Source organism: Flavobacterium sp. (assembly GCF_049590715.1).
In the GTDB taxonomy this organism is placed as follows: domain Bacteria; phylum Bacteroidota; class Bacteroidia; order Flavobacteriales; family Flavobacteriaceae; genus Flavobacterium.
On sequence record NZ_JBAWDL010000295.1, the window covers coordinates 1 to 7,508 of the forward strand.

General features: G+C 32.5%; 4 protein-coding genes and 1 pseudogene. All 5 read right to left on the minus strand.

What is annotated here, in order from left to right; genetic code table 11:
• Positions 1 to 570, minus strand: a pseudogene (locus tag WBQ70_RS12995) (hypothetical protein); the annotation flags it as partial.
• A gap of 25 nt (positions 571 to 595) precedes the next feature.
• Complete coding sequence (locus tag WBQ70_RS13000) at positions 596 to 1,714, minus strand: Zn-dependent alcohol dehydrogenase (RefSeq protein ID WP_423914944.1); 1,119 nt, start codon at positions 1,712 to 1,714, stop codon at positions 596 to 598.
• Between the two features lie 248 nt (positions 1,715 to 1,962).
• A complete protein-coding gene (locus WBQ70_RS13005) occupies positions 1,963 to 3,123 on the minus strand; it encodes a T9SS type A sorting domain-containing protein (protein ID WP_423914946.1) in 1,161 nt (386 codons plus the stop codon).
• Between the two features lie 393 nt (positions 3,124 to 3,516).
• Positions 3,517 to 5,004 carry an alpha-L-fucosidase gene (locus WBQ70_RS13010; protein ID WP_423914948.1) on the minus strand — a complete coding sequence of 496 codons (1,488 nt, stop codon included), beginning with the start codon at positions 5,002 to 5,004 and terminating at the stop codon, positions 3,517 to 3,519.
• A 39-nt stretch (positions 5,005 to 5,043) separates the two neighbouring features.
• The gene (locus WBQ70_RS13015; RefSeq protein ID WP_423914950.1) at positions 5,044 to 6,906 is read right to left on the minus strand and encodes a sulfatase-like hydrolase/transferase; all 1,863 of its coding nucleotides are present in this window, start codon (positions 6,904 to 6,906) and stop codon (positions 5,044 to 5,046) included.
• Positions 6,907 to 7,508: the final 602 nt, after the last annotated feature.

The window sequence follows — 7,508 nt, forward strand, 5'->3', positions numbered from 1 at the left end:
TTTATTACATTGCGTTTCTCTATGAATGGTATTAGAGTGCATTATTTTATCCCATTTCTTACCCCATTCTTCGGCTAATGGTGAAACTACACCTATAGATTCGGTAATATCAATTTCATGTTTTTTATCACACGTACTTTTAGACATTAACCAAAAACCACCACCCATTTCAGTTTTACTCATTTTGAAACGAGATTCAAAATAATTCCCGTAAGATATAGGCTGGGTAGCACGAATAATTCCACCATAATAGTCATAAGTAGTAGGTTTAGCATATTTATTACTCACAAAGCTGTCGGGTAACTTACCTACTTCAATGTTCATAAACCCTTTCTTGACCGTTACAGCCGATTCCTTAAAAAGTGCTGGTGGTCTCCCTATCCAGCCAAAATCTGGATGACCCTCTGGATTGGATGTCCATTTTTTTATATCTAATGATTTTCCATTAAATTCGTCTGACATCGTATTGATTTTCTCCCATTTTTTTCCTGTAGGAGCTTCAATTTGAGCCAACGCTGGAGTACAAATCAATGTACCTATTAATAATCTAAAACAGATTTTATTTATCATTATTTAAGTTTAAGAAGTATAGAACTTATTCGAAAACAATTACACCTTTGGCATTTTTACCTGATAACATATCATCAAGAGCTTGTTGCAAGCTTTCTAATGGATAAGCATTGGTAATCATTTCATCCAGTTTAATTTCTCCTTTTCTATAATGTTCTACAATTATTGGGAAATCTTTTTGAGGATTGCACTTTCCGTACAACGGATTGATGTATTTTTTATCCCATTCGAATAAGGACATATCAATTAACACTTCTTGCTCAATTCCACTTACTTGAACAGCTGTTCCTGCATTGCGAATCATTGCTAAAGGTGCCGCTCCCAAAGCTGGAATAGCAGTACATTCAAAGGCATAATCAGCACCACGACCATCTGTCATTTCTTTTACTTTTTGGGCTGCTTTTAGCAAACCTTTATCGTTTTTATCTGCTAAAATAGTATGGGTTGCACCAAATTCAACCGCCATATCCAGACGTTGTTGGTTAATGTCAATTGCTATAATTTTGGATGCTTTAGATACTTTTATTCCCTGAATAACATTCAGTCCTACTCCTCCAGTTCCTAAAACAACAGCGGAGGAATTAGGTTCCACTTTGGCAGTATTCACAGCAGAACCAAAACCAGTCATTACTCCACAACTCACAATACTAGCAGCAGGAAAAGACATGTCTTGAATAGGATTTTTAACCACAGCGGATTCTTTTACCAAAGTATATTCAGAAAGTGTTCCAATATTAAATGAACGGATTATAGGAGTACCATTCCAAGTTGTTCCCTCTAAGTGAGCATGTCCTGGTGTATATCCATTTCCACCTGCCACTACAGGAGAATTATTCTCGCAAATGTGTTCGTTTTCATGTTCGCATTGAAAACAGGTACCACAAGGTGTAGCCCAATTTAAAATCACAGCATCACCTACTTGAACACTTTTTACATTTGATCCAATAGCAGTAACAATCCCCGCTCCTTCATGTCCCATCACAATAGGTTTTCCCCAATTCAAAGAATCGTGGTCTGTATGACACAAACCTGCAGCTTTGATGGCTACTAAAACCTCATCATCTTTTGGGTTTTCTACCGTTATAGTTTCTATTGAAAATGTTCCGTCTCCTTTAGCGATTGCTGCCTTACAATTTAGACTCATATCCTTTATTTGATAATTAATAGTTATAAACGATAAAATTACAAACTAACGATACCTTAAATAGTGCCTATTTCATCAAAAAAATAAACTATTTAATCATTATTTTTATATAATATAAATAAATACAACAATATCGAATACAATTTAACAGTAAGAGAAACTATTCCTGTTTTTATTAATAGAAAAAGCCCTTTACTTTTTTACAGTAAAGGGCTTTATAAATACAAATTAATTTAGATCTATGTAAATTATTTTTTTACAATTTTACTTGTTGCTCCAGTATTAGTAGTTAAGATATATGTTCCTGTAGCTAAATCAGATACATCAATTGTAGATTGTGAAGCTATTGTTTTTACAGCCGCTCCTAGTAGATTGTAAATCGTAATGGTTTTAAAATCTATTGCATTAGGAATATTTATTTCCCCTGTAGTTGGATTTGGGAATAAAACAACTTGAGAATTACCTATTTCATCAATCCCTAGCGTAGCATCAGTTTTAAACTCAATTTTATCAATTTCTATTGATCCAACATAGGATCCTGCATTACTATATCTAAACTGAAAATCAAAAGTATCGATATTTCCTGTCCATTGAGTCACATTAGTTAAATTCGCTATAACAGTTGTAAAAGCAGCATTACTTGCCATACTTGGAGTTAAAATAATATTTTGACCTCCTCCACCAACAAGCATTCTAAGTTGAGTATTTGCAGATGTATTTCTATAGGTTACATGTACAAATTTATAGGTACTAGCATTCACATAATTAGCAGGGTTTGTTTTTCTAGCAGTAGCAAGAGTTGAAGAGGCAGCATTAGCGGTTATAACCAAAGAACTGCCATTTGCAGCTACAGCTGTATTTGAATTCACAGCACTAAAATCTTCTTTATCTCCATTTGTATTAAAGTTATATACCAGTTTTTCTACAGTTGGAATACTGTAACTAGCAACAACCTCAACTGCAGCAGGAGCTGGACTAACACCACCCGTAGCTCTAAAATCGTATATTGTACCTATTGGAATGTTACCTGATGATAGAGTTAACAAAGATATTTCCCATGTTCTAATATTTATTGCTGGATCGGTTCCATCAATAAATACTGTTTTTGCGTTAGCAGTAGTCAAGGTTCCTGCAGTAGCAACATTTACTTGAGGGACTCCATTATCTTTTACTACAAAAAAGCAATTGTTATAGCCTCCAACACCATCTCCAGGATCATTCGTGGAAGTGATAGTTATTGTTTTTTGAGCATAGACACCTGGACTTGTTTCTTCCAATATATATCCGTTACTAGATATTTTAATATCATTTAACGAAGTTGCTGAAGTACTTATGCTAATTGTCTGTTGAGCATTTGACGCAGTTAATGTTCCTAAAATTGTAATAAAGGCAAGTAAAAATTTTTTCATAATATATGTGTTTTTTTATTTCTATAAAATTAAAACATCAATGAATTAAAAGGTTGTTCAAATGTTCATAATTGGGTAACGTATGATTTTTTTTGACCAAAAAACTATAGAATAACAGCCAATACATCAGTAATACCGTTTAAGCTTAGAATTTATTGCTAATAAAATTATTTTTTTATCGAAAAAAAAATCTAGCATTGCATCGCTACGGTATACTTTCACTTTCAATAGAAAAGGGAAAAAGAAAATTTTATTGAAGAAGATTTTAATCTTAAATGATATAAATAATAAATTTTCACTAATGGGTTTTAATTTTTTTTTAAGATTAAAAAAAAAGCCTTTAGAAAATTTTCTAAAGACTTTTTACGATAACAGTTCAAGTTTCGTTATGTACTATTTTTTAAATTCAATTTTAAAAACATAAGCCGACTCACATGGCTTAGTCCCTTTTACATTAATCACCAATCCTTCTGCGTTTTGTTTCCAATTGATTTTATTATTACCACTTATAAATTGAACAGATTTTACGGCTCTTTTCTCATATGAATTATTTAATGCTAAAGACTTAACTGTAAATATTCCCGTTTCAGACCAAGCTAAGGATGTTGCATACAGTGTATCTCCATTTGTTGTAAAGCGAATGTCCTCGGCTACAGCATCTTTATTTTCTTTCTCAGTATGATTTCCTTTACTTACTTTAGTAGGACCTTCTCCATAAATTTTCCATGGTCTTGTATCGAATATAGCTTGCCCGTTTATTTTCATCCATTTCCCCATATCAGTCAAGATTGCTTTGGCTTCATCTGGAATAGTACCATCAGCTTTAGGACCTACATTTAGCAATAGACAACCGTTTTTACTAACAATATCAATTAGCTCGTCAATCAAATAATCAGAGGTTTTATATTCTTCGGTAGTAACATATCCCCAAGAAATTTTCCCAATAGAAGTATCCGTTTGCCATGGCAATTTATTAATTCCATCCATACGTCCACGTTCTAGATCAAGAACAATTAAATCTTCAGGAAAAGATTCATATTTCATGTTTTTGTCTTGAAAAACTACATCTTTTTTCCATTCTACTCCCTTGTTATAGTAGTAAGATAAAATCTCTTTGTGTACTGATTTAAAACCTTCATTATCTAAACCATAATCAAACCATAATAAATCTGGTTTGTAGTTGTCAATTATATCTGTGGTACGATTCCACCATAAATCCAAGTATTCTTGTGTTGGTTTATCCCCTTCTTTTACTGGTTTTCCATATAAATCGTAGTACTGAGGATCATTAGTATCCCATGTTGGATCATCTTTTTTATAATACAATCTATTATAGGCAAAGTGAGAGGACATACCAAATTTCAAACCTTGTTTATGACAAGCGTCTGAAAGCATTTTCATGACATCTTTCTTTGGTCCTGTTTGAACTACATTCCATCGTGTAAATTTAGAATTATACATCGCATACCCATCATGATGTTCTGCTACAGGTACTACATAACGTGCTCCTGCTTCTTTGAATAGAGAAATCCATTCATCAGCATTAAATTTCTCAGCTTTAAACTGCGGAATAAAATCTTTGTATCCAAACTTTGAGGGTTCTCCATAATGCTCTCTATGATAGGTATAGGGTTTTGTCCCCCCTTTACTCCATTTTGGGTCGTAAATTCCTTTTGGATATTTTTCACTACTATAAGCGGGAACCGCATAGGGACCCCAATGTAAAAAGATACCAAACTTAGCATCTCTAAACCATTCCGCAACTTTATAATTAGCTCTAATAGACTCCCAATCAGGTTTGAAAACCTCCTTTTTAGCTTGCGAAAACATATTTATAGTTACGCAAAAAAGTACTACTGCAATACTTATTTTTTTCTTCATCTTAATTTCAATTCTAAATTTAATAATTTTTAATTCTTCTTATTTTGGAATAATAGCAGAAGGAATATTAATCTTTTTATCATCAGCACCTAATGCAAAATCCGTTCTATTATATACATCCTTTTGTTTCCAATCACATTCAATACGACCATCACCCAAAACAATATTTCCTAATTTTTTACGGAACCAATCCGTTAATTCTATATACTTTTTATCGTTAGCTACATTATTACGCTCCATAGGGTCTTTGCGTAAATCATAGAGTGCCAATTGTACTTCTTCTCTTGGTGCATCTATTCCCCATCTAACATTTTCATTCGGTTTGTATTTTCCACCTGGAACGCCATTTAAAGGTCGTGGACGCATGGAAAAAGCAAAATCTTTAGTACGCATATACGCTCTAGGCCCCGCTACACTATTGATCTCTCCAATGATATACTCTTTATTTATTTTTTTATTAGCATACAATTCAGCTATATTATTCCCATCTAAAAAGTCATATTCTTTAGCTGATAAATCGACTCCGCCAGCAGCCAAAACCGTTGGCATAATGTCTACATATTCTGCAAAACCTTCGTATACTTTTCCTGCCGGAACTTCCTTCTTATTGGATGAAACCAAAATCCCTGTAGTATGCGTTGACAAATCCCAAGGCGAAAATTTAGATTCAATTCCTTGTTCTCCTAATTGCCATCCATGATCTCCACAGGTATATAAAATCACATATTCTTGATTGTTCTTTTTAGAATAAGTTTTGAATTCTGCAATAGCTTTTCCTATGATAAAATCTCCATAAGCACAAAATGCATAATAATCACGAATAGCTTGTTGTTTTTCTTTATACGAATAGTCATCTATCTTTAATTTATTATATAGATCGACTAATTGTTTTGGTAACTTACTTAACTCCTCTTTTTTATCAAATTCAGGAATTACATACACTTTATCTTTAAAACGATCTCTAAACTCTTTTGGAGGCATTACTGGAGTATGTGGGAAATGAAAACTTAAACTAGTAAAAATAGGTTTCTTAGAATCAGCTCCAGACATCTTTAAACCTTGTAATGATTTATAGGGTTTGTCTTGATTTTTAAGATAATTAAGATATTCCGTCAATATATTTCCATCCAATGTTTTATCAGCAGGCATAGGACTTACACCTCCAATGATTAATCCTGACTCTTCACCATCTGTGGTGTTGTGATACAAGATATCCAACTCTTTTTCAACAGATGCTTTAATTGCTTTTTCTTCAGCCGAAATAGTGCTTTCACGACTCCATGATTTCTTTTCACCACTTGGATAATAAAATTCGGTTCTTGTATCTAGTTTACCAGATTTACCATTAGGCAGTTTACCATAAATTGTAGTATTGTTCCAGTCTGTCATTCCTGCCCTAGACAACTCATTATCAGAAACATATTGTTGATAAAAACCTTTATAAAGTTCTTTACTCTTTTTATCTACACTTTTATTACGGTACCCCGCTTTTCCAAACAAACTTGTTTCATACCCATTTTCTGCCATAACTTGTGGCATTGTTTTGGTAAAAAATGGAGCCTCACCATTAAAATATTCAAAACCATACACCCCAGAATGATGCGGATATTTCCCCGCAAGAATACCATTTCTAGAAGGTGCACAAGCAGGTGAATTGCAGTACATATTTGTAAAAACAATTCCTTCTTTAGCTAAGGAATCCAAGTTAGGTGATTCTACATATCCCAGTGGACTGTCTTTTTTTCCACTAGTAATCATGTTATAATATCCATTAGAATCTTTCCTTTGGTCATCAGTCAAAATCCAAAGAATGTTAGGTTTCTTTTTTGGAGTTTGTGCATTCGTTTTAAATGTCAACGAAGTAAAACCTACCAACGCTACAGTTAACACATATATTTTCATAGTTAAATGATTTAAAAAATGATCGAGTTGATTCTTTTATAATTGAATATTCAAAACTAAATCATTCTATATTTTTTTAATTGACCAAATGATTTTATCGCAATCACAAATGGTTTTTAAAGTTTTTTTTTACTACAGGATACATTAAAAAACTATAGAATATTTTTTTGTCCTCTGATTTTAAAGCGCTAAAAAGAAGGTTTGATTTAAAAGCTACCACATTTGGTTTTTTTTAATTTATTTCCGGATTCAAAAAATTTGACATTTAAAATTAGTTCTTACATTTATTTGTTCATCAAAAATCACAATCAATTATCATTTCTTCAGATCAAAAAACGACAAGTATTGACAACGAGTTTATACCAAATAATTTAGTTTAAGCGATGGAAAATGGTCATTATAAAAATAATTTCTAAACCAAAATAAAACATCTTACTATTAATAATACCTCTTACTTAAAATATAATGAAAACCCAAATTCCGCTTTTACTCGCTTTAGCTTTTTTATCGAATGCCTATTCCCAAGATTTAACAATACCACCAAAAAAGTATGCAGATTCTATTAAACTGGAAAAAGCACCGAAACGCTTTAATGATAAATT